The sequence below is a fragment of the Streptomyces sp. NPDC030165 genome (assembly GCF_055573595.1).
Genome location: NZ_JBVIBD010000006.1, coordinates 185533 through 208682, shown reverse-complemented (window position 1 = coordinate 208682; position 23150 = coordinate 185533). Strand labels below are relative to the sequence as shown.

Genomic DNA, 23150 nt, shown 5'->3' with positions numbered 1-23150 from the left:
GCGGGCCCCCCCCACCCACCAGGGGGCAGGGATCCCCCCCACCCAAAACCCAAAACCCCCCAAACAGGCAGGCCCCCCGGACCTTTCCCCCTCCGGGTCCCCTACTCGTTGGGGTGAGTAACGGGACTTGAACCCGCGACATCCTGGACCACAACCAGGTGCTCTACCAGCTGAGCTATACCCACCATGACCGGTGCTGTGTGGTGTCTTGTTCCCCACCGGCTGAGAAAAAGTGTACAGGGTCTGGAGGGGTGCTCGCTCCCGGCTTCTGGTCAGGCCGGGAGCGAGCTACGTCACTCCGGGTCCGCGGGCAGGACGTGCCTGGCCGCGATCTGCTTCGCGGTGTCCGAGTCCGGGCCGGGCTGCGGCACGAAGACCGCCTCCCGGTAGTAGCGGAGTTCCGCGATGGATTCACGGATGTCCGCCAGCGCCCGGTGGTTCCCGTTCTTCTCCGGACTGTTGAAGTACGCCCTCGGGTACCAGCGCCGGGCCAGTTCCTTCACGGACGACACGTCCACGATCCGGTAGTGCAGGTGGCTCTCCAGCTCCGGCATGTCGCGGAGCAGGAAGCCCCGGTCGGTGCCGACGGAGTTGCCGCACAGCGGTGCCCGGCCGGGTTCCGGTACGTGCTGCTTGAGGTACTGGAGCACCTGTTCCTGCGCGTCCTCCAGGGTGGTGCCGCTGTCCAGCTCGGCCAGCAGCCCGGAGGAGGTGTGCATCTGGCGCACGACCTCGGGCATGGTGGTCAGGGCCTCGGCCGGGGGGCGGATCACGATGTCCACCCCGTCGCCCAGGACATTCAGCTCCGAGTCGGTGACCAGGGCGGCCACCTCGATGAGCGCGTCGTTCGCCAGCGAGAGCCCGGTCATCTCGCAGTCGATCCACACCATGCGATCGTTCATACGCCTCACCCTACGGGGCGCTCCCGCTGACTGGGCAGCACCGGGCGGCCGGCCGGCCTTCCGGTGGGCTGCTCCGGAAGCCGCGGCGCATAGGCGTCGGATTCCGGTTTGCCCGGTTCGGTGGGTACGAGTGCCGTGGCCTGGCTGTGCACCGGCTGCGAGTGGCCCGCCGTACTGTGCCCCGGCTGGCCGCCCGACCCGTGTCCGCCCGGACCGTGCCCGCCGTGCGAGCCCTGGGGGTGCCCGCCCGGACCGTGCCCGCTCTGCGGGTGGCCCTGCGTGTGCCCGCCCGGGCCGAGACTCCCTTGGGCATGCGTCGCCTGGCTGTGCGACGCCTGCCCGTGGTGCAGCGGGCCGTGGCCCCCCGGCAGATGGCCCGCCGCGGCCGCGGCGAACCGGTCCGCACCGGCACCGGGGCGCTCACCGCGCTCCGGACGGTCCGACCGGGTGGCCTGCTCGGGTACCCCGTTCTGCGGCCTGCGCGCGCGGTACGCCGCGCGGTAGGCCGCGGGCGAGGCGCCCAACTGCCTCCGGAAGTGGCCGCGCAAGGCGACCGGCGACCGGAAGCCGCAGCGTCCGGCGACCTCGTCCACGGAGTAGTCCGAGGTCTCCAGCAGCCGCTGTGCCTGCAGGACGCGCTGGGTGATCAGCCACTGCAGTGGAGCGCTCCCGGTCAGGGACCGGAAACGGCGGTCGAAGGTGCGGCGGCTCATGTAGGCGCGGGCCGCCAGCGTCTCCACGTCGAACTGCTCGTGGAGGTGCTCCAGCGCCCAGGCCACGACCTCGGCGAGCGGGTCCGCACCGATCTCCTCCGGTAATGACCTGTCCAGGTACCTCTGGTGCCCCAGGTCCGACGCGGTGCGCCGGGGCGGGACCACCAGCCGCCGGGCGAGCGCGTTGGCCGCGTCCGCCCCGTGGTCGGTACGGACGATGTGCAGGCACAGATCGATGCCGGCGGCGGTCCCCGCGGAGGTCAGCACGTCGCCGTCGTCGACGAAGAGCTCGCGGGGATCGACATGGACGGACGGATAACGCTTGGCGAGCGTCGGCGCGTACATCCAGTGGGTGGTCGCGGGGCGGCCGTCGAGGAGCCCTGCGGCGGCGAGCACGAAGGCCCCCGTGCAGAGCCCGACGATGCGGGCCCCTTCTTCGTGTGCCCGGCGCAGCGCGTCCAGCGCGGCCGGTGGTGGTGCCTGTGTGATGGACCGCCAGGCCGGCACGACGACCGTGCCCGCGCGGGCGATCGCCTCCAGCCCGTAGGGGGCCGACAGTTCGAGCCCCCCGGTGGTGCGCAAAGGCGCATCTTCGCCCGCGCACACAAGTAGTCGGTACCGCGGAACACCCGCGTCCTGGCGGTCGATGCCGAAGACCGAGAGCGGAATGGAGCTCTCGAAAATCGGGCCGCCACTGAAGAGGAGCACCGCGACTATTTCGCGGCGTCGTCGGGCGGCGAGCTTGCGTGCGGCATCTGGTACGGCAGCGGAGTCCTGGCTCATGGCACTTAAGCCCCCCTCGGTCGTCTCGCCCTCTCGGTCCTGCACTGTTCCCCCGCCGTGATTGCCAAGATCGAATCTACTGCGTCCCGTGAGGATGGAGTGCCAAGTTCACCACCCGCTCGTATGTCGATATGGCAACTTGGCGCGAAGCATTCGATCACGAAGCGTTCCACTCGTCGGGCCTGCTGGGAAGTACGCCTCTCGCCTCTGCCCGTAAGCCGTAGGGCGCAACCACGCCCCGCGGTCCTTTCCTCCCAGCTCAGGCCCAGGTTGTGGGTCGCTTTTGCCAAGAGATGCACCTGGGCACGAAGTTGGCCGAAAACGAACCTGGGCAGGCTTGCGAGCGCGTCATTCCTCCGGCGTACGCCCCTCGGAGCGGCGTCCTCCGCGGTGGGCTCCGGTCCCGGTACGGCTGTGCCGGCCGCGGTGCGGGGCGATCTCGTCGGGCGACGGCCGGGCGGCGGTGCGCTCGGACTGGCGCAGCAGGGCCCGGCAGGCGCCGGTGACCGCCGCCAGTCCCACGGCGGTGCCGAGCGCCCCGGCGGCGGACGCGCCGCACAGGACGAGGACGAGGGGCACCACGGCGCAGCTGAACGCCGCCCAGCGGACGAGATCGCTCACCGGATCGGCTGATGTGTTCGACGGACCGGGCACGGCGTACTCCCTCCAGGCAGGCTGGTACTACAACGGCCGCGGGGGGCCATGAGTCACCGCGATGGGTACGTACGGGGGCAGGCCGGGGCATTGCCATCCGGGCCACGCTCCGGCATGCTCCGGGGAATGTTCGAGCGGTACCCCGCCCGTGTGGCCGCGGGGGTCCGCCCCCGTCTCAGGGGTCCGCCGTCCGCGCGGGGCTCTGGGCAGCGGGGGGCCGGCGCCGTACTCTTGGGGTAAGGCATTGGGAAGATGATTCCCGGTCGTGTTGTTCCCCTTTGAACTATGGGGTCGACCTCTCGATCAAGCCAGCTCAGTCAACTGCCGGATCAAGTCAATCGCCGCTCCCCGTCCGCCCTCCGCAAGGACCTCCTTCGCCGAGACACCATGGCCGGTCACGAAATCCCCGAACCCGCGGACCGCAAGCAGGTCGCCGATCCGATGGCTGACCTCCGAGCGGCGGATCAGACACGCCACTCCTGCGACCCCGCCTTCCGGCACGGCGTCGTGATCGGCTTCGACGGCTCGACGTCGAGCGAGCGGGCGTTGGCGTATGCAATCGGTATGGCGCGGCGCTCCGGCTCGGGCCTGATCATCGTCCATGTGGCCAACCGGCTGCCCACGACGGTCTGGGCGGGCTGTGAGCCCCCGGTCTTCGTGGACGTGCCGGACCACCGTACGGAAGTGCTGGGGCTGGAGCTCGCCTGCGCCGACCACCTCTCGGAGATCCCGTGGATCCTCGTGGAGCGCGGCGGCGACATCTGCCACGAGCTGGAAGAGGTCGGCCATGAGTACGAGGCCGACGCGATCGTCGTCGGCTCGACGCACGGCATCGTGGGCCGGATCTTCGGCTCGGTCGCGGGACGGCTGGCCCGGCGGGCGCAGCGGCCCGTGGTCGTCATCCCCTGACCGGCGCGGCCCGCCCCGTACGAGGCTCCCTGCGCGCCGTAGGGTTTTCCGCGCGCCCGCCCGTACGGCGCCGCGTCTGCCACCCATCGCCTGCGCGACTTCACCCCCGGCCCGGGTGCCGCCCCTGACTCCCCGTGACCTCATGAGGCGTGAGGTGAAGGAGCGTCACCAGCGCAGCGTTCAACCGCAGTCGGCATATTTACCGGCCCGTAGAGGTGGAATGCGCGGTGCTTGAGGGTAGAAATCCGATCAAGAGGGACGCGAACGGAGCGTGAACGGCCGGAAGGCCGGGTGCGGCCGGCGTCGCTCCCGGGGCGCGCGGGCGTCCGGCGGACGGGGCGGTCCGCCACCCGGCTCCCCGGCCGTCAACAACGTGCTGCCGCCCGGGAGGTGACGGTTCCCGGAAGGCGGCCACCGCCGGCGTAAGGGCGACGCCGGCGAACAGGGGAGGCGGGGCCTCGCGCGTATGGTGGCACGCGCGGGGTCCCGCCTCCCGCCCCTTCGAGGGACGCATCGCCCGTCCGGGCGGCCCCCCGTAGGCCGCCCGCCTGCGGACCAATGCCTGTGGCCGCGGGGGTGGACAGGACCCCCGCGGCCCGTCGGGCGACTGCTCGCCCGAGCGACCACCCGCCTTGGGCGACCACCGCCCAGGAGCGACTGCTCGCCGTCGATCGCCTACTCGACCGTGACCGACTTCGCCAGGTTGCGCGGCTTGTCGATGTCCCGGCCCATGGCCAGGGCCACGTGGTAGGCCAGCAGCTGGAGCGGGATGCCCATCAGGATCGGGTCCAGCTCGTTCTCGTTCTTCGGCACGATGATGGTGTGGTCGGCCTTGTCCTGCTTCTGGTGCGCGACGGCCAGGATGCGGCCGCTGCGGGCCTTGATCTCCTCCATCGCGGCGCGGTTCTTCTCCAGCAGGTCGTCGTCCGGGACGATCGCCACGGTCGGCATGGCCGGCTCGATGAGGGCCAGCGGGCCGTGCTTGAGCTCGGACGCCGGGTACGCCTCGGCGTGGATGTAGGAGATCTCCTTGAGCTTGAGGGAGGCCTCGCGGGCGACGGGGTAGCCGCGCACCCGGCCGATGAACATCATCGACCTGGCCTCCGCGTACTCGGCCGCCAGCTTCTTGACCTCGTCCTCCATCTCCAGGATCTCCTGGATCTGGCCGGGCAGCTTGCGCAGGCCCTCGATGATCCGCTTGCCGTCGGCGACGGACAGGTCGCGGATGCGGCCCAGGTGCAGCGCGAGCAGCCCGAAGGCGACCACGGTGTTGGTGAAGCACTTGGTGGAGACCACGCAGACCTCGGGTCCTGCGTGCACGTACACGCCGCCGTGGGTCTCCCGGGCGATTGCCGAGCCGACCACGTTGACCACGCCCAGGACGCGCGCGCCCTTGCGCTTGAGCTCCTGCACGGCGGCCAGCACGTCGTAGGTCTCACCGGACTGGGAGACCGCGATGTAGAGGGTGTCGGGGTCCACGACCGGGTTGCGGTAGCGGAACTCGGAGGCCGGCTCGGCGTCCGAGGGGATACGGGCCAGCTCCTCGATCATCTGCGCGCCGATCTGGCCCGCGTGGTACGAGGTGCCGCAGCCCAGGATCTTGACCCGGCGGATGGCGCGCGCCTCGCGGGGGTCCAGGTTCAGGCCGCCCAGGTGCACGGTGGAGAAGCGGTCGTCGATGCGCCCGCGCAGCACGCGGTCCACCGCGTCGGCCTGCTCGCTGATCTCCTTGTGCATGTACGTGTCGTGGCCGCCCATGTCGTACGACTCGGCCTCCCACTCCACGGTGGTCGGCTGGGCGGAGGTGTGCGAGCCCTCGGTGGTGTACGTGCGGTAGTCGTCGGCCTTGATGGTGGCCATCTCACCGTCGTCGAGGGTGACGACCTGGCGGGTGTGCGAGACCAGCGCGGCTACGTCGGAGGAGACGAACATCTCCTTCTCGCCGATGCCCAGGACGACCGGCGAGCCGTTGCGGGCCACGACGATGCGCTCGGGGAAGTCGGCGTGCAGCACGGCGATGCCGTACGTGCCCTCGATGACCCGCAGGGCCTCGCGGACCTGCTCCTCCAGGGTCGGGGCCTGGGAGCGGCCGATCAGGTGGGCCAGCACCTCGGTGTCGGTCTCCGAGGCGAACTCCACGCCGTCGGCGGTGAGCTTGGCGCGCAGCTCGTCGGCGTTGTCGATGATGCCGTTGTGGACGACGGCGACCTTGCCCTCGGCGTCCACGTGCGGGTGCGCGTTCTCGTCGGTCGGGGCGCCGTGGGTGGCCCAGCGGGTGTGCGCGATGCCGGCGGTTCCCGCGAAGCGCTTGGGCAGGCGGGACTCCAGCTCGCGTACGCGGCCCTTGGCCTTGGCGGTCTTCAGGCCGCCGGCGGCCTTGCCGGTGCCCTTGGCGTGAATGGCGATACCTGCGGAGTCGTACCCGCGGTACTCCAGACGCTGCAGTCCTTCGAGGAGCAGCGGAGCCACGTCCCGCTTACCGATGTAGCCGACGATGCCGCACATGTGGTGACCCTCCCGGTCAGGCAGTTGGACAGGTGGCGCGCGTTGCGGCGCGCGCCGGGGTGCTCGGCCGCTTCAGCCGTAGACGAGGCGGCGCAGCTGGCGCGCCGAGAGCTCGGGCGGGCGGACCGCGCGGTGCGGCAGCTCCTGGCCGATGCGTTCGAAGATCGCCTCGTTGCGCAGTCCCTGCGACTGCAGCTCCCGGTGGCGTCTGCGGACGTAGTCCTCGGTCGTCTCGTCGAAGTACGCGAGGACGTCGAGCACCACCCGGGCGGCCTCGCCGCGCTGTAGCGGCGTGCTGCGCACCAGGTGGTCGACGAGGTCCTCATGGGGCGAACGGCGATCGAGCACCCGATGAATACTGATGGGTCGCTCCGACTTACGCAAGAAACCTGCCCGATATCGGGCAAGCGACACGCCGGATGGAGCCAGACGTGGCCCCCGCCTTGACCACTAGGGGGGTGAGCGGTACTCAATGTTGACGTTCGGTTGCTCCATGCCACGTACGACGTCCACGCACGGCCCTGCACGATGAGCCCACCGAAGGGAATCTCGTGAGACGAAGCAGACTGTTCTGCTCGCTGCTGCTGGTCGCGGCGGCCGGCCTGTCGACGGCCGGGGCGCGGTCCGCCGCGGACGCGCCCGGCCCGTCCGCCCGCCACGCCAAGCCGATAGCCCTCGACCAGGTCATCCCGGCGCCTGCCTCCGTCAAGCCCGGCAAGGACCCCTACACGATCGGCGACCGGACCCGGATCCGGGTGCCCGGCGCGTCCGGCGAGGTCCGGCGGGTGGCCGGCTACCTGGCGAACGTCCTGCGCCCGTCCACCGGCTACCCTCTGCCGATCACCGGCAAGGACGGCCGGGACGGCATCGTGCTGCGCCTGGGCGGCAAGGACACCAAGAAGCTCGGCGCCGAGGGCTACCGCCTCACCTCCACCCGGCACGCGGTGACGATCAGCGCCGCCCGGCCCGCCGGTCTCTTCCATGGCGTGCAGACCCTGCGCCAGCTGCTGCCGCCGTCCGTCGAGAAGCGCACCAAGCAGCACAGCCACTGGAAGGTCGCCGGCGGCACCATCTCCGACACCCCGCGCTACGGATACCGCGGCGGGATGATCGATGTGTCACGGCACTTCTTCACGGTCGAGCAGCTGAAGCGTTACATCGATCAGCTTGCGCTGTACAAGTACAACAAGCTGCATCTGCACCTCACCGACGACCAGGGCTGGCGGCTGCAGATCAACTCCTGGCCGCGCCTCGCCAGCTACGGCGGCAGCACCCAGGTCGGCGGCGGCCCCGGCGGCTACTACACCAAGGCGCAGTACCGCGAGATCCTGCGGTACGCCGCCAGCCGCTACATGGAGGTCATCCCCGAGATCGACACCCCGGGGCACACCCAGGCCGCGCTCGCCTCGTACGCGAAGCTGAACTGCAACAACATCGCGCCTCCCATCTACACGGGCGTCGAGGTCGGCTTCAGCTCGCTGTGCGTGCCCAAGAAGGTGACGTACGAGTTCCTGGACGACGTCTTCCGTGAGGTCGCGGCGCTGACCCCCGGCCCGTACCTGCACATCGGCGGCGACGAGGCGTACTCCACCAGCCACGCCGACTACATGACCTTCATGAACAAGGTCCAGCCGCTGGTGACCAAGCACAAGAAGAAGGTCATAGGGTGGCACCAGATGACCGCCGTCACGCCCGCCAAGGGTGCCGCGGTGCAGTACTGGGGCTACGACAAGACCCCCGCGAAGGAGCGGGCGCAGGTCGTGGCGGCCGCCAAGAAGGGCACCGGGCTCATCCTGTCGCCGGCCGACCGGTCCTACCTCGACATGAAGTACACCAAGGACACCAAGCTGGGTAAGGCGTGGGCCGGGTACGTCGAGGTCCAGCGGTCCTACGACTGGGACCCCGCGACGTACCTCAAGGGCGCGCCGCAGAAGTCGATCATGGGTGTCGAGGCGCCCATCTGGACGGAGACCCTCTCCACCGACCAGCACCTCGACTACATGACCTTCCCGCGGATGCCCGGCATCGCCGAGCTGGGCTGGTCGCCGCGGTCCACCCACGACTGGAACGCCTACAAGCACCGGCTGGCGTCCCAGGCGCCCCGCTGGGAGGCCATGGGCTTCGATTACTACAAGTCCCCGCAGGTGCCGTGGCGGACGAAGAAGTGACCTGAGGACGGCGACGACGACAGCAGGGCGGGACCGGAGCGCCGGTCCCGCCCTGTGCCGTACGGGAAAGCTGTACGAGTGCCCTGCGCGGCGCCCTACACGCCCAGTTCGCGCGCGATCAGCAGCCGCTGCACCTCGCTGGTCCCCTCGCCGATCTCCAGGATCTTGGAGTCGCGCCACATCCGGGCGACCGGGTACTCGTTCATGAAGCCGTAGCCGCCGTGGATCTGGGTGGCCTCGCGGGCGTTGTCCACCGCGATCTCGGAGGAGTACAGCTTGGCGAGCGCCGCCTCCTTCTTGAAGGGCTCGCCGTGCACCAGGCGGGACGCGGCGTCGCGCCAGGCCAGCCGGGAGGTGTGGGCGCGCATCTCCATGTCGGCCAGCTTGAACTGGATGGCCTGGTTGTGGCCGATCGGCCGCCCGAAGGCGTGCCGGTCCCTGGCGTACCGGACGGACTCGTCCACACAGCCCTGCGCGAGGCCGGTGGCCAGCGCCGCGATGGCGATCCGGCCCTCGTCCAGGATGCGCAGGAACTGGGCGTAGCCGCGGCCCTCCGTGCCGAGGAGGTTGCCGGCCGGGACCCGTACGTCGGAGAAGGACAGTTCACGGGTGTCCGAGGCGTTCCATCCGACCTTCGAGTAGGGGGCGCCCACGGTGAAGCCGGGGGTGCCGGACGGCACGATGATCGAGGAGATCAGCGGGCTGCCGTCGTCCTTGCGGCCGGTGACGGCGGTGACCGTGACCAGGCCGGTGATGTCCGTGCCGGAGTTGGTGATGAAGCACTTGCTGCCGTTGATCACCCAGTGGTCGCCGTCCCGGACCGCCGTCGTACGGGTGGCGCCCGCGTCCGAGCCGCCGTCCGGCTCGGTCAGGCCGAAGGCGCCGAGCACCTCGCCCGTACACATACGGGGCAGCCACTCCTGCTTCTGCTCCTCGGTGCCGAAGTGGTAGACGGGCATGGCGCCGAGCGAGACGCCCGCCTCCAGGGTGATCGCCACGGAGGAGTCGACGCGGGCCAGCTCCTCCAGGGCGACGCCGAGGGCGAGGTAGTCGCCGCCCATGCCGCCGTACTCCTCGGGGAAGGGCAGGCCGAACAGCCCCATCCGGCCCATTTCCCGCACGATCTCGTACGGGAACTCGTGGTGCTCGTAGAACTCGCCGATCTTGGGGGCGACCACGTCGTGGGCGAACGCCTCGACCGTGCGCCGCAGCTCTTCGAGTTCGGGGGACAGGCGGTGGTCCAGGGACATCGTTCACTCCTTGTGGGAGAGGGCACGGACGGTGCGGGACGGGCTCGGACGGCCCAGCTGTCCGGCCATCCACCCGCTCGTGGCGGTGAGCCGGCCCAGATCGACCCCGGTCTCGATACCGAGGCCGTGCAGCATCCACACCAGGTCTTCGGTGGCGAGGTTGCCGGTGGCGCTCTTGGCGTACGGGCAGCCGCCGAGGCCGCCCGCCGACGCGTCGACGGTGGTGACGCCGTGCTGGAGCGCGGCGAGGGTGTTGGCCAGCGCCTGGCCGTACGTGTCGTGGAAGTGCACGCCGAGGCGGTCGGTGGGCACGCCCGCCTCGTTCAGCGCGGCGAGCAGCGCCTGGACGTGTCCTGGGGTGGCCACGCCGATGGTGTCGCCCAGGCTCAGCTCGTCGCAGCCCATGTCGAGCAGGGCGCGGCAGACCCGGACGACCTGCGCGATGGGCACCGGGCCTTCCCAGGGGTCGCCGAAGCACATGGAGAGGTAGCCGCGGACGTGCGCCTGCTCCTCCTTCGCGCGGGCGACCACCGGAGTGAACATCGCCAGCGACTCTTCGACCGTACGGTTGAGGTTGGCCTTGGCGAAGGACTCCGTGGCGCTGCCGAAGACCGCGATGCGGCGGGCGCCGAGGGCCAGCGCGCGGTCCAGGCCGCGGTCGTTGGGGACCAGGACGGGCAGTCGCGCGTCGAGGCCGTCCAGCATCGGGTAGAGCCGCTCGGCGTCGGCGAGCTGCGGCACCCACTTGGGGTGCACGAAGCTGGTCGCCTCCACCGTGCTCAGCCCGGCGTCCACCAGGCGGCGGACGAACTCGGCCTTGACTTCGGTGGGCACGACGGCGGACTCGTTCTGCAGGCCGTCGCGGGCGCCGACCTCGTGGATACGGACCCGGGCGGGCAGACCGGGGGCCGGGACGGGCATCGGAAGTCCGGGGGTGGTCATGTCGCTGCCTCCTCGGTCGGGCCGGATGCCGGGTCCTGTGGCGCGCTGTCGTGCGGGTCGACGACGGCGAGCACCTGGTCCATGGCGACGGTGCTGCCGGGGGAGACGCCCAGCTCGCTGACCGTGCCGGCGTGCGGCGCGGAGATGACGTGTTCCATTTTCATCGCCTCGACGACCAGCAGCCCCTGTCCGGCGGCCACTTCGTCGCCGACGGCCACTTTGACGACGGTGACCGTGCCGGGCATCGGCGCGGTCAGCGCGTCCATGCCGTGGGCTCCGGCGGCGCCGCGCAGCGTCTCGGCGACCGGGTCGTGGTCGGTGACGTGCCAGGTGTCGCCGTCGCGGCCGAGCCAGTCGCCGGCCCGGTGGAAGGTGTGCACGACACCGTCGACGGTGACGCGGACCCGGTCGGCCGTGACGTGGCCGGTGCCGGTGGCGGCCACCGGGTCGTGGCCGGGGATCCTGACGTGGTGGGCGAGGGGCGCCGGGCGGCCGCCGATCCGCCAGCCGTCCGGTACGGCGAACGGGTCCACCCAGCCGCCGTCCGCCACCGGCTCCAGCGCCGCGTTCCGTACGGCCGCGGCCGCCGCGTACACCTCGGCGGGCACCTCCCGCGGCACCAGCGCGTCCATCTCGCGTTCGACCAGCCCGGTGTCCAGCTCGCCCGCCTCGACGGCCGGGTGGGCCAGCAGGCGGCGCAGGAAGCCGGTGTTGGTGGGGACGCCGAGCACAACCGTTTCGGCGAGCGCGGCGCGCAGCCTGCGCAGCGCGGTCGCGCGGTCCGGGCCGTACGCGATGACCTTGGAGAGCATCGGATCGTACAGGCTGCCGACCTCCGTGCCCTCGGCCAGGCCGGAGTCCGTGCGCACCCCGTCGCCCTGCGGCTCGGCGAGCGCCAGGACCGTACCGCCGGACGGCAGGAAGCCCCGCGCGCCCTCCTTGACGGAGACCGTCTCGGCGCAGATCCGGGCCTCGACGGCGTGCCCGGTCAGCCGGACGCCGTCCTGCCCGAACGCCAGCGGCTCCCCGGCGGCGATCCGCAGCTGCCACTCGACCAGGTCGAGGCCGGTGACGAACTCGGTGACCGGGTGCTCGACTTGGAGGCGGGTGTTCATCTCCATGAAGAAGTACGACGCGGGGTCGTCGCCCGGCACGATGAACTCGACCGTGCCCGCGCCGCGGTAGCCGCACGAGCGCGCGGCCTGGACGGCGGCCTCGCCCATCGCGGCACGCGTCGCCTCGTCCAGCAGGACGGACGGCGCCTCCTCGATCACCTTCTGGTGGCGGCGCTGGAGCGAGCACTCGCGCTCGCCGAGGTGCACGACGTTGCCGTGGCCGTCCGCCAGGACCTGGATCTCGATGTGCCGGGGACGGTCCACCCAGCGCTCCACCAGCAGCGTGTCGTCACCGAAGGAGCCGCGTGCCTCGCGCCGGGCGGCGGCGATCTCGTCGGCGAGCAGCGCCTCGTCCCGCACCAGCCGCATGCCCTTGCCGCCGCCGCCCGCGGACGGTTTCAGCAGTACGGGCATGCCGATCTCGCGAGCGGCGTCGGCCAGTTGGGCGTCGCTCAGGCCGCTCCCGGAGGAGCCGGGCACGACCGGCACACCGGCCGCCCGTACCGTCTCCTTCGCGCGGATCTTGTCGCCCATCAGCTCGATGGCCTCGGCGGACGGACCGATGAAGACCAGTCCGGCCTCCGCGCAGGCCGCCGCGAACGCGGTGTTCTCGGCGAGGAAGCCGTACCCCGGGTGCACGGCCTGCGCGCCGCTGCGCCGCGCGGCCTCGATCAGGCGGCCCGCGTGCAGATAGCTCTCGGTGGACGGTGGCGGGCCGATCCGTACCGCCGTGTCGGCCTCGCGGACATGGCGGGCGTCGGCGTCCGCGTCGCTGAAGACGGCGACCGAACGGACGCCGAGCGCGCGCAGCGTCCGGATGACGCGGACGGCGATCTCGCCCCGGTTGGCGACCAGGACGGTGTCGAACATGCTCATCTGTTCCTTCACTCCCCGCACTCCCCTCACATCCGGAAGACGCCGTAGCCCGGTTCGCCCAGCGGCGCGTTGCCGCACGCCGTCAGGGCCAGTCCCAGCACCCGGCGGGTGTCCAGCGGGTCGATGACCCCGTCGTCCCACAGCCGGGCGGTCGCGTAGTAGGCGCTGCCCTGCGTCTCGTACTGCTCGCGGACCGGGGCCTTGAAGGCGGCCTCCTCCTCGGCGCTCCACTCCTCGCCGCGCGCCTCCATCTGGTCGCGCTTGACGGTCGCGAGGACGGACGCGGCCTGCTCGCCGCCCATCACCGAGATCTTCGCGTTCGGCCACATCCACAGGAAGCGCGGCGAATAGGCGCGGCCGCACATCGAGTAGTTGCCCGCGCCGTACGAACCGCCGATCACGACGGTCAGCTTGGGGACGCGGGTGCAGGCCACCGCCGTGACCATCTTCGCCCCGTGCTTGGCGATGCCGCCCGCCTCGTAGTCGCGGCCGACCATGAAGCCGGAGATGTTCTGGAGGAAGACCAGCGGGATGCCGCGCTGGTCGCACAGTTCGATGAAGTGCGCGCCCTTCTGGGCGGATTCGGAGAACAGGATGCCGTTGTTGGCGACGATGCCGACCGGGTGGCCGTGGATGTGCGCGAAACCGGTGACCAGCGTCGTGCCGTACTCGGCCTTGAACTCGGCGAAGCGGGAGCCGTCCACGACACGCGCGATGACCTCGCGTACGTCGTAGGGCGTACGGGAGTCGGCGGGCACCGCGCCGTACAGCCCGGCCGGATCCACCTTGGGCTCCTCGGCGGGCCGCACCGTCCAGGGCAGCGGGCCGCGGCCGCCGAGCGTGGAGACGATGGTGCGCACGATGCGCAGCGCGTGCGCGTCGTCCTCGGCGAGGTGGTCGGTGACGCCGGACGTACGGGAGTGCACCTCGCCGCCGCCCAGCTCCTCGGCCGTGACGACCTCGCCGGTCGCGGCCTTCACCAGCGGCGGCCCGCCCAGGAAGATCGTGCCCTGGTTGCGCACGATCACGGCCTCGTCGCTCATCGCCGGTACGTACGCGCCGCCCGCCGTGCAGGAGCCGAGGACCGCCGCGATCTGCGGAATGCCCGCGCCGGACATCCGGGCCTGGTTGTAGAAGATCCGCCCGAAGTGCTCGCGGTCGGGGAAGACCTCGTCCTGCATCGGCAGGAAGGCGCCGCCCGAGTCGACCAGGTACAGGCACGGCAGACGGTTCTCCAGCGCCACCTCCTGGGCGCGCAGGTGCTTCTTGACCGTCATCGGGTAGTACGTGCCGCCCTTGACCGTCGCGTCATTGGCGATGATGACCGTCTCGCGGCCGGAGACCCGCCCGACGCCCGCGATCACGCCGGCGGCCGGCGCGGCCCCGCCGTACATCCCCTCCGCCGCCAGCGGCGCCAGCTCCAGGAACGGCGAGCCGGGGTCCAGGAGGGCGTCCACCCGGTCGCGGGGCAGCAGCTTGCCGCGCGCCGTGTGCCGGGCCCTGGCCTTCTCGCCGCCGCCCAGGCGGGCCGCGGCGAGCCGGGCCCGCAGGTCCTCGGCCAGCTCCTGGTGCGCGGCCTCGTTGGCGCGCCAGGTGTCCGAGGCCGGATCGGCCGTGGTGTCGAGCACCGGGGCCTGCTGCGCCGGGGCCTGCTGCATCGGATCCATCAGCACCGGACCTCCGTCTCCGTCGGCTCCATCGCCACCGGCTCCATCGCTACGGCCTCTCTCGTACGGCTGCCGCGGACGCCGGGGATCGCCCGGCGGTTAATGGGCGTTAACTTCATTTCCCTCAGGTTAACGACCACTAACCCACCTGTCTACAATTACTTGTATGAGCAGCACACACGCCCCGGCAGCCACCAGCCGACGCGAGCAGATCCTCAAGGAGGCGGCCCGCCTCTTCGCCGAGCGCGGGTTCCACGGCGTCGGTGTGGACGAGATCGGCGCCGCCGTCGGTATCTCCGGGCCCGGCCTCTACCGGCACTTCGCCGGCAAGGACGCGATGCTCGCCGAGCTGCTCGTCGGCATCAGCGAACGGCTCCTGGAGGGCGGCCGGATCCGCGCCGCCTCCGGTGGCGGGAGCCCCGCCGCGGCGCTGGACGCCCTGATCGAGGGGCACATCGACTTCGCCCTCGACGACCGCCCGCTGATCACCGTCCACGACCGCGAACTGGACCGGCTGCGCGAGGCCGACCGCAAGCGGGTGCGCCGCCTCCAGCGCGAGTACGTGGAGCTGTGGGTGCAAGTGGTGCGCGAGGTGTACCCGGCGTGCACCGAGGCGGACGCGCGGGCCTCCGTGCACGCCGTCTTCGGCCTGCTCAACTCGACCCCGCACCTCAGCCGTCCGGGCGCCCTCCCGGGTCGTACGGAGATGTCGGCGCTGCTGCACCGGCTGGCGCGGGGGGCGTTCGCGGCGGTGGCCGCGGACGGGGGTGCCGGTGGGGGCGCGAGCGGGGGTACGGACGGGGTCGCGCGTGGGGCCGGGGCCCCCTCCGGCCTCTCGGGCGCCTCTGGACAGTCTCGCTGACCGGCGGGTAGCTTTCGGCTGAGCAAGCGCTTAGTCGAAGGGTCGGTGGTGGCCGGCCGGCGGACCTGAGGAGGCGGCGGATGCGTCGTACGGTGTTCAACGAGGATCACGAGGCGTTCCGGGAGACCATCCGCGACTTCATCGCCGCCGAGGTCGTGCCCGTCTACGACGAGTGGATGCAGGCCGGACAGGCCCCCCGCGACTTCTACAAGAAACTCGGCGAACTGGGCGTCTTCGGCATCGAGGTCCCGGAGGAGTACGGCGGCGCCGGCGAGGCCAGCTTCAAGTTCAACGCCGTCATCACCGAGGAGTGCGCCCGGGCCGGCGTCAGCTTCGGCGGATCCGGCGTGCACACCGCACTGTGCCTGCCGTACTTCCTCAAGTACGCCACCGAGGAGCAGAAGCGGCGCTGGCTGCCGCCCTTCGTCTCCGGCGACATGATGACCGCCATCGCCATGACCGAGCCCGGCACCGGCTCCGACCTGGCCGGCATGCGCACCACCGCCAAGCTCTCCGAGGACGGCACCCACTACGTCCTCAACGGCGCCAAGACCTTCATCACCGGTGGCGTCCTCGCCGACCGCGTCATCGTCTGCGCCCGCACCGCGCCCCCGACACCGGAAGACCGCCGCGGCGGCATCACCCTCCTGGTCGTCGACACCACCTCCGAGGGCTACGCCGTCGGCCGCAAGCTGGAGAAGCTCGGCCTGAAGAGCTCCGACACCGCCGAACTGTCCTTCACCGACGTCAAGGTGCCCGTCGAGGACCGCCTCGGCGAAGAGGGCAAGGCGTTCTCCTACCTCGGCCAGAACCTCCCGCAGGAACGTCTCGGCATCGCCGTCGGCGCCTACGCCCAGGCCGCCGCCGCGGTCCGCTTCGCCAAGGAGTACGTCCAGGAGCGCGAGGTCTTCGGCAAGTCCGTCGCCTCCTTCCAGAACACCAAGTTCGTCCTCGCGGACTGCAAGTCCGAGGTGGACGCCATGCAGGCCGTCGTCGACCGCGCCCTCGACGCCCACGACGCGGGCGAACTGACCGCCGCCGACGCCGCCTCCGCCAAGCTCTTCACCACCGAGCGCGCCGCCGTCGTCATCGACAAGTGCCTCCAGCTGCACGGCGGCTACGGCTACATGCAGGAGTACCCGATCTCCCGCCTGTACGCCGACACCCGCGTCACCCGCATCTACGGCGGCACCAGCGAGGTCATGCGCTCCATTGTCGCCAAGTCCATGGGCCTGTGAGTCCGTACGTCCGGACTCCGCGCCCTGCGGCCGGCCTCCCGCACGAGTCCTGCGCCCCGCACGAGTGAAAGCCGTACGCGCGTGAACGACGCCCTCACCGCCCTGCTCGAACAGCTCGACCTGGAGCGCATCGAGCAGGACATCTTCCGTGGCACCAGCCGCCCCTCCGTCGTGCCCCGGGTCTTCGGCGGCCAGGTCGCCGCCCAGGCTCTGGTCGCCGCCGGACGCACCGTCCCCGAAGACCGCCCCCCGCACTCCCTGCACGCCTACTTCCTGCGCCCCGGCGACCCCGGCGCGCCCATCGTCTACACCGTCGACCGCATCCGCGACGGCCGGTCCTTCACCACCCGCCGCGTCGTCGCCGTCCAGCACGGCCAGCCGGTCTTCCACCTCTCCGCCTCCTTCCAGGTGCACGAAGAGGGCATGGAGCACCAGGAGCCGATGCCGTCCGCACCGGACCCGCTGACCCTGCCGACCGCCGCCGAGATGCTGCCCCGCTACGCCGACCGCTTCCGCGAACCGGGCGTCGTCCAGCGGCTCCTGGAGGCGCGGGCCGCCGTCGACCTGCGCTACGTGGACGCGCCGCCCTTCGGCACCGCCGGCGAGCCGCGCGAACCGCGCTCCCAGGTCTGGTTCCGTACGCACGGCAAGCTGGACGGCGACATCGACCAGCCCCTGCTGCACATCTGCCTGGTCACCTACGTCTCCGACATGACCCTGCTGGACTCGGTCCTGCTCGCCCACGGGCGCGGTGGCTGGGCCGTCGGCGACGTGGTCGGCGCGAGCCTGGACCACGCCATGTGGTTCCACCGGCCGCTGCGCGCCGACACATGGCTGCTGTACGACCAGGAGTCGCCCACCGCGCAGGGCGGGCGGGGGCTGGGCAAGGGCCGTATCTTCACGGCGGACGGGCAGCTGGCGGTGTCGGTGATCCAGGAGGGGGTCATCCGGGTGCCGCGGGAGTGAGGGGCTTTTGGTGTGAGATGCCCGTCGTGTGCGCATACTGGATCTTCATGGATGCCTCCAGCAGCTCCGTACAACCGCCCGACGCGTCTGACCCGTCCGGCCCGCCTCATGCGCCTGACCCACCTGGCCCGACTGGCTCGTCCGACCCGCCCGACCCGCCCGACCCGCCCGACCCGTCCAGCTCGTTCAGCCCTTCCGTCCCGCCCGACCCGTCCGCCACGCCCGATGCGTCTGTCCCGTCCGCCCCGGACGAAAGCACCGGCACCGTCCTGGTCGCCGCCGCCGCGAACCTCGGTATTGCCGCGGCCAAGGCTGTCGCCGGTGCCGTCAGCGGCTCCAGCGCGATGCTCTCCGAGGCGGCCCACTCCACCGCCGACACCGTCACCGAACTCCTCCTGCTGACCGCCCTCAAACGCAGCGGAAAACCGGCCGACGAGGACCACCCGCTCGGCCACGGCGGTGAGCGCTACGTATGGGCGCTGCTCGCCTCCGTCGCCACCTTCGTCGGCGGTGCGGTCTTCGCGATCCGCGACGGAATCCACACCCTCACCCACGGCGAGGACCCGGGAAATCCGCTCCTGTCCTACGTCGTCCTCGCCCTCGCCTTCCTCCTGGAAGGCACCTCGCTCCTCAAAGGCGTACGCCAGGCACGCGGCGAGGCGGCCCGCTTCGGCGTCTCCCTGCACCGGTACATGGCGCACACCCCCGACACCGCCGTGAAGGCCGTCGTTCTGGAGGACTCCGCCGCCCTCGCGGGCCTGCTGCTGGCCGCGGGCGGGCTGCTCGGCGGGCAGCTCACCGGCTCCGGCGCCTGGGACGGCGCCGCGTCGATCTGTATCGGACTGCTGCTCGTGTACGTGGCCTGGGTGCTCGGCCGCAGCAACGCGCAGCTCCTGATCGGCCGCCCGCTGCCCCCGCCGATGCGGGCCGCCGTACGGGCGGAACTGTGCGCGGTGCCGCACGTCGTGGACGTACTGGAACTGGTCACCCTCGTCCAGGGGCCGCGGGAGGTGCTGATCGCCGCGAAGATCGACTTCCGGGACGTGGCCACGGCCGAGGAGATCGAATGGGCCTGCGAGGACGCGGAACAGCGGCTGCGCGCACGCTTCCCGGCGATCCGGCGGGTGTTCCTGGACCCGACACCGGGCGCCTACCAGGAGCGGCCGGGAGCGGCGGGCGGTGCCCAGGGCGGGACGGAGGGCGGGGCGGAGGGCGGGGCGGAGGGCGGGGCGGAGGGCTAGCCTCCGGCCCGGTCGTCTCCAGCGGCCCGGACCGGAAGCCTTCGGCCCTCAGTCCGTCAGGCCCGCTGCGCCCAGCAGGTACGCCGTCAGCGGGTCGTAGTGGCGCGGGCTCAGCACGTGGTCGTCCAGCGGGATCGTGACCTGGAGGGTGCCCTCCGCCTCGCCGAGGAACAGCGCCGGGTCGTTGCAGTCCGCGAACCCGATCGCGTCGAGACCGCGCTGGCCCGCGCACCCGGCCCAGCCGTGGTCGGCCATGACGAGATCCGGCAGCCCCTCGCCCGCCCGCTCCAGACCGTCCAGTACGGCGGTCATCGGTGCGGGGGAGTGGGTGTGCCACAGCGTCGCGCCGCGCTCCAGCATCGCCACGTCGGCGAACTGGAACACCATCCCCTCGTCCGCATACAGCCCGTCCGGTACGACGACGATGTCGCAGCCCCGCGCGCGCAGCGCCTCGGCGGTGGCCCGGTGCACGTCCAGCAGCCCGCCCGGATGCCCGGTCGCGAACAGTACGCGCTCCCGGCCGGCGGCGGCCTTGCGCAGCCGGGCGGCCGCACGGTCCAGCGCGTCCACCGTCAGCTCGGGATCGATGGTGTCCTGGCCCATCCGGTGGCGGGTGTCGTCGATGACGCCGCACCGCTCGGCCATCACCGCGAGCACGTCCTGCTCGTCGGTCCAGCGGTCCCCGAGTTCGAGGCCGAGCCAGTAGTGACGGTCTCCGTTGGCCAGCTTGCGGTAGTGGTCGAGGTTGTTCTCGCGGGGAGTGGCGACCTCACCGGCGATCCGGGTCCGTACGAGATGGTCGACGAGTTCGGTGCGGCTGGGAACAGGCGGCAGTATCGGCATGGGGTCATTGTCCCTTGAAGCACCGCCCCATGGACGTGATGTCCATCGACCGGCGCCACATCATCACAAATGTCCATGGGCACCCCGGCCGCAGCTGCCTACGCTCAGCCCCATGACCACCGCATCCGCCGCATTCGGCGCCTCCCAGGAACCCGTCGGCCCCGTCGACTCCTCCCGCGTCCCCCGCTACGCGGGCCCGGCGACCTTCGCCCGGCTGCCCCGCCTCGACCAGGTGGGCACGGCCGACGTCGCGGTGGTCGGCGTCCCCTTCGACACCGGCGTCTCCTACCGCCCCGGCGCCCGCTTCGGCGGCAACGCCATCCGCGAGGCGTCGCGCCTGCTGCGCCCGTACAACCCGGCCCAGGACGCGTCCCCCTTCGCGCTCGCGCAGGTCGCCGACGCCGGCGACATAGCCGCCAACCCCTTCAACATCAACGAGGCCGTCGAGACCATCGAGGCCGCGGCCGACGACCTCCTGGACACCGGCGCCCGCCTGATGACGCTGGGCGGCGACCACACCATCGCGCTGCCCCTGCTGCGCTCCATGGCCAAGAAGCACGGCCCGGTCGCCCTGCTCCACTTCGACGCGCACCTGGACACCTGGGACACCTACTTCGGTGCCGAGTACACCCACGGCACGCCGTTCCGCCGCGCCGTCGAGGAAGGCATCCTCGACACCTCCGCCCTCTCCCACGTCGGCACCCGCGGTCCCCTCTACGGCAAGAAGGACCTCGACGACGACGAGAAGATGGGCTTCGGCATCGTCACGTCCGCCGACGTCATGCGCCGCGGCGTCGACGAGGTGGCCGACCAGCTCCGTCAGCGCATCGGCGACCGCCCCCTGTACATATCCATCGACATCGACGTCCTGGACCCGGCCCACGCCCCCGGTACCGGCACCCCGGAGGCCGGCGGCCTCACCTCCCGCGAACTCCTGGAGATCCTGCGCGGCCTGGCCTCCTGCAACCTGGTCTCCGCCGACCTGGTGGAGGTCGCCCCCGCGTACGACCACGCGGAGATCACGTCGGTGGCCGCCTCCCACACGGCATACGAACTGACGACGATCATGTCCCGGCAGATCGCGGCGTCCAAGGGCTGAGCAAGGGGCGGGCATGCCGTCAGGCCACCCGGGTGCGTACGCCATACGGACTCGGGTGCCAATTCCGTACGGGCGATGGCCAACGCTTCTTCGGCGTTGGCCGGCACCGTTCGGGCGGGGTGACTCACCCCACGTCGCAACCGTTCATCCGGTTCTCCTCGTGGTTCCCCCGCGATTTCCCCCGGTGACGGCTCCCGGCCCAGTGGCAGATTCCGCCGGTCCAGGCCCACACGCGAGGGCATCGAGACAGGCGCGGACGGGCGGAGTTTCCGTACGAGGGCGCCAGGCCGCCTGCACGTGCCGGCGCAGCGGCGGATCCGTCGGTACGCAGCGGACGCCCGCCGGTATCCGCTGCCGAGCCGCGTCCGGTATGAGCGCGGCGGTCAGACCGGCTGCCACCAGCGTGAGTTGGGTTGCGTGGTCACCGATGCTGTAACGAATCTCCGGCTCGACACCGTACGTACGCAGAGCCTGTACGAGCGCTTCGCGCGGTTCGGCCCCCGGCGGGCAGGCCGCCCAGGGGACACCGCCGAGGTCGGCGAGCCGCAGGACGGGCCGGCCGCCGAGCGGATGGTCCGCGTGCAGTGCCACCTGCGCCTCCTCCGTGACGACCGTGCGGACGGCGACGCCTTCCGGAAGGTGCCGCGGCCGGTTCGACCAGTTCTCGATGAGAAGCAGGTCGACTTCGCCGTTCAGCAGCGCGGGGAGCAGGTCGGCCACCTCGCCGTCACGCACCGACGGGGTGAGCCGCGGATGGCGCGCGGCGAGGGCGGCCAGCGCGGCAGGCAGCAGGGTGCGGATGGCGCTGCCCACGGCGCCGATCCGTAGCGGCCCCAGGACTTCCGTACCCAGGGCGGCCAGGTCCCGCTCAGCGGCCGCCAGTTGTGCCATGACCGCGGCCGCGTGATCCGCCAGCACACGGCCGGCGTGCGTCAGCCGTATGCTGCGGCCCTCCGGCTCCAAGAGGCGGTGTCCGCACTCCCGCTCCAACTTGCTGAGCTGCTGACTCATACCGGACGGCGTGATGTGCAGGGCCTCCGCGGCACGGGCGATGGACCCGTGGGTGTCCACCGCGGCCAAGGCACGCAAGCGCTCCAAGTTGATCATAGGCACAGGTTCAGGCTAGCGATGCGTAAGCAGAGGTACCGAGTTGTGGTGACTGAACGTCGCTTTTGTTGATGAGTGGTGGGGGTCAAGGTGGAGAAATGACGGTTCGAAGCGACGCGTCTCGGCAGGGCGCCTCCCGCGATGTGGCCACACCCCCGAGCGGCGCCCCCAGCAGACCAGAACCCAAAACCAAACCCGGAACCAAAGCCATATCCATGGTGCTCGCGGGCAGTCTCTGCATCTCCGCGTCCGCCGTCTTCGTCGAACTGTCCGGTACGAGCGCGGGGACGGCGGCCTTCTTCCGCTGCGCCATCGCGCTGATCGTGCTGGTGCCGCCCACGTTCGCGGAACGACGGGCGGCCGGACGGCGAGCGTGGCGACTGCTACGCCTGGACCTGGCCGCGGGCCTGCTGCTCGGCATCGACTTCGTCTTCTGGGCGGCGGCGGTCCACAACGTCGGAGCGTCAGTCGCCACCGTGATCCTCAACGTTCAGGTTGTCATTTTCCCGCTGCTGGCGAGGCTCTTCACCGGTACTCCCGTGTCACGGCGATTCGTTGCCGCTGCTCCCGTCATGTTGCTGGGAGTCGCACTGGCCAGTGGAGCCGTCGGCGCTCCGGCGCGCGGCAGCGACCCCGCGGCGGGCGCGGCGTTCGGTCTGATCGCCGGCTTCGCGTACGCGGGGTACCTCTTTCTGATGCGTCTCGGCGGCGGACAGGGTCACACTGTCGGCCCCGTGTGCACGTCCACCGCGGCCGCCGCAGGCGCTGCCGCGCTGCTCGGCGGAGTGTGGACAGGCATCGACCTGTCCCTCGACGGACGCGCCTGGGCCTGGCTGACCGTACTGGCCCTCGTCGGGCAGGTGCTCGCCTGGCTGCTGCTGACGCCCGCACTCCCACGCCTGGCACCCAACATCGGTGCCGCGCTCCTGCTCCTCCAGCCGGTCATGGCGATCGGCCTCGGATTGGTGATCGGAGAACGACCCACCGTATCCCAATTGGCAGGCTGCGTGCTGGTCGTCCTGGTGGTGTGGGGCGTGGGGCGTCGGCCCGAGAACGTCGAGTGTGCGCGGGGCGAGGCTCGGACGAGTGGTTCCGCAGTGGCCAGGCGCTCGCAGGCACAACGTATCCAGCGGTCCTCGAATTCGTAGTTACGGCGGGATGGGGCATGGGACTGCTCGATGACCTTTGGAAGGCCGAAGACATGCCGTTCCGCGACGGGTTGTGCCGGCCGGACGACACCGCCTCGGAGCTGCATGTGGACGGCCCGGGGGCGTACCGCCCGGACGCCGGGCAGCCGATTCCCTTCCGTA

General features: G+C 71.3%; 19 protein-coding genes and 1 tRNA gene. 8 read left to right on the top strand and 12 right to left on the bottom strand.

Annotated elements, in window-relative coordinates:
* Positions 1-109: 109 nt before the first annotated feature.
* The 4 genes from ACZ4Z1_RS14030 to ACZ4Z1_RS14015 all read right to left on the bottom strand — a co-directional run bounded on the left by ACZ4Z1_RS14030 (position 110) and on the right by ACZ4Z1_RS14015 (position 3052).
* A tRNA-His gene (locus ACZ4Z1_RS14030) sits at positions 110-185 on the bottom strand.
* A gap of 108 nt (positions 186-293) precedes the next feature.
* The gene (orn, locus tag ACZ4Z1_RS14025) at positions 294-902 is read right to left on the bottom strand and encodes an oligoribonuclease (RefSeq protein ID WP_468486825.1); all 609 of its coding nucleotides are present in this window, start codon (positions 900-902) and stop codon (positions 294-296) included.
* A 5-nt stretch (positions 903-907) separates the two neighbouring features.
* A complete protein-coding gene (locus tag ACZ4Z1_RS14020; RefSeq protein WP_468486824.1) occupies positions 908-2398 on the bottom strand; it encodes a GlxA family transcriptional regulator in 1491 nt (496 codons plus the stop codon).
* Between the two features lie 348 nt (positions 2399-2746).
* Positions 2747-3052 (bottom strand): hypothetical protein, encoded by a 306-nt coding sequence (locus ACZ4Z1_RS14015; protein ID WP_365835225.1) that lies wholly within the window; start codon positions 3050-3052, stop codon positions 2747-2749.
* A gap of 387 nt (positions 3053-3439) precedes the next feature.
* Between ACZ4Z1_RS14015 and ACZ4Z1_RS14010 the strand changes: the two genes are divergently transcribed.
* On the top strand, positions 3440-3961 hold the full coding sequence (locus ACZ4Z1_RS14010) for a universal stress protein (protein WP_468486823.1): 522 nt from the start codon (positions 3440-3442) through the stop codon (positions 3959-3961).
* Between the two features lie 675 nt (positions 3962-4636).
* On the opposite strand, the gene glmS is transcribed toward ACZ4Z1_RS14010, so the two are convergent.
* Together glmS and ACZ4Z1_RS14000 are read right to left on the bottom strand one after the other, a co-directional pair.
* Positions 4637-6466: a glutamine--fructose-6-phosphate transaminase (isomerizing) gene (gene glmS / locus ACZ4Z1_RS14005; RefSeq protein ID WP_468486822.1), complete on the bottom strand. Its 1830-nt coding sequence runs from the start codon at positions 6464-6466 to the stop codon at positions 4637-4639.
* Positions 6467-6538: 72 nt separating this feature from the next.
* Positions 6539-6814, bottom strand: coding sequence for a hypothetical protein (locus ACZ4Z1_RS14000; RefSeq protein ID WP_030018892.1), 276 nt, complete (start codon positions 6812-6814; stop codon positions 6539-6541).
* A gap of 203 nt (positions 6815-7017) precedes the next feature.
* Between ACZ4Z1_RS14000 and ACZ4Z1_RS13995 the strand changes: the two genes are divergently transcribed.
* Positions 7018-8634 carry a beta-N-acetylhexosaminidase gene (locus ACZ4Z1_RS13995; RefSeq protein WP_468486821.1) on the top strand — a complete coding sequence of 539 codons (1617 nt, stop codon included), beginning with the start codon at positions 7018-7020 and terminating at the stop codon, positions 8632-8634.
* A 95-nt stretch (positions 8635-8729) separates the two neighbouring features.
* Here ACZ4Z1_RS13995 and ACZ4Z1_RS13990 read toward each other — a convergent pair whose 3' ends face one another.
* Genes ACZ4Z1_RS13990 through ACZ4Z1_RS13975 form a run of 4 tightly spaced genes read right to left on the bottom strand, consistent with a single transcriptional unit; the run spans position 8730 to position 14475 of the window.
* Positions 8730-9884, bottom strand: a complete 1155-nt coding sequence (locus ACZ4Z1_RS13990; protein ID WP_468486820.1) for an acyl-CoA dehydrogenase family protein — start codon at positions 9882-9884, stop codon at positions 8730-8732.
* 3 nt (positions 9885-9887) lie between these two features.
* Entirely contained in the window at positions 9888-10826 is a 939-nt protein-coding gene (locus tag ACZ4Z1_RS13985) for a hydroxymethylglutaryl-CoA lyase (RefSeq protein WP_468486819.1), read from the bottom strand.
* A complete protein-coding gene (locus ACZ4Z1_RS13980) occupies positions 10823-12811 on the bottom strand; it encodes an acetyl/propionyl/methylcrotonyl-CoA carboxylase subunit alpha (RefSeq protein WP_468486818.1) in 1989 nt (662 codons plus the stop codon). Before ACZ4Z1_RS13980 ends, ACZ4Z1_RS13985 begins: the two co-directional genes overlap by 4 nt.
* 32 nt (positions 12812-12843) lie before the next feature.
* Complete coding sequence (locus ACZ4Z1_RS13975; protein WP_468487022.1) at positions 12844-14475, bottom strand: carboxyl transferase domain-containing protein; 1632 nt, start codon at positions 14473-14475, stop codon at positions 12844-12846.
* A gap of 175 nt (positions 14476-14650) precedes the next feature.
* Here ACZ4Z1_RS13975 and ACZ4Z1_RS13970 point away from each other — a divergent pair, with 175 nt between their 5' ends.
* The 4 genes from ACZ4Z1_RS13970 to ACZ4Z1_RS13955 all read left to right on the top strand — a co-directional run bounded on the left by ACZ4Z1_RS13970 (position 14651) and on the right by ACZ4Z1_RS13955 (position 18791).
* The gene (locus ACZ4Z1_RS13970; RefSeq protein WP_468486817.1) at positions 14651-15346 is read left to right on the top strand and encodes an SACE_7040 family transcriptional regulator; all 696 of its coding nucleotides are present in this window, start codon (positions 14651-14653) and stop codon (positions 15344-15346) included.
* 80 nt (positions 15347-15426) lie between these two features.
* A complete protein-coding gene (locus ACZ4Z1_RS13965; RefSeq protein WP_468486816.1) occupies positions 15427-16584 on the top strand; it encodes an acyl-CoA dehydrogenase family protein in 1158 nt (385 codons plus the stop codon).
* An 81-nt stretch (positions 16585-16665) separates the two neighbouring features.
* Positions 16666-17550, top strand: coding sequence for an acyl-CoA thioesterase (locus tag ACZ4Z1_RS13960; protein ID WP_468486815.1), 885 nt, complete (start codon positions 16666-16668; stop codon positions 17548-17550).
* A gap of 47 nt (positions 17551-17597) precedes the next feature.
* Positions 17598-18791: a cation diffusion facilitator family transporter gene (locus tag ACZ4Z1_RS13955; RefSeq protein ID WP_468486814.1), complete on the top strand. Its 1194-nt coding sequence runs from the start codon at positions 17598-17600 to the stop codon at positions 18789-18791.
* A gap of 48 nt (positions 18792-18839) precedes the next feature.
* Here the strand turns inward: ACZ4Z1_RS13955 and ACZ4Z1_RS13950 are convergent, their stop codons facing one another.
* Positions 18840-19634: a phosphatase gene (locus ACZ4Z1_RS13950; RefSeq protein WP_468486813.1), complete on the bottom strand. Its 795-nt coding sequence runs from the start codon at positions 19632-19634 to the stop codon at positions 18840-18842.
* Between the two features lie 112 nt (positions 19635-19746).
* On the opposite strand from ACZ4Z1_RS13950, the gene speB reads away from it, so the two are divergent.
* On the top strand, positions 19747-20733 hold the full coding sequence (speB, locus tag ACZ4Z1_RS13945) for an agmatinase (RefSeq protein WP_468486812.1): 987 nt from the start codon (positions 19747-19749) through the stop codon (positions 20731-20733).
* A 144-nt stretch (positions 20734-20877) separates the two neighbouring features.
* Here the strand turns inward: speB and ACZ4Z1_RS13940 are convergent, their stop codons facing one another.
* Positions 20878-21840, bottom strand: a complete 963-nt coding sequence (locus ACZ4Z1_RS13940) for a LysR family transcriptional regulator (protein ID WP_468487021.1) — start codon at positions 21838-21840, stop codon at positions 20878-20880.
* Between the two features lie 215 nt (positions 21841-22055).
* Between ACZ4Z1_RS13940 and ACZ4Z1_RS13935 the strand changes: the two genes are divergently transcribed.
* Complete coding sequence (locus tag ACZ4Z1_RS13935) at positions 22056-22988, top strand: DMT family transporter (RefSeq protein ID WP_468486811.1); 933 nt, start codon at positions 22056-22058, stop codon at positions 22986-22988.
* Positions 22989-23150 lie beyond the last annotated feature (162 nt).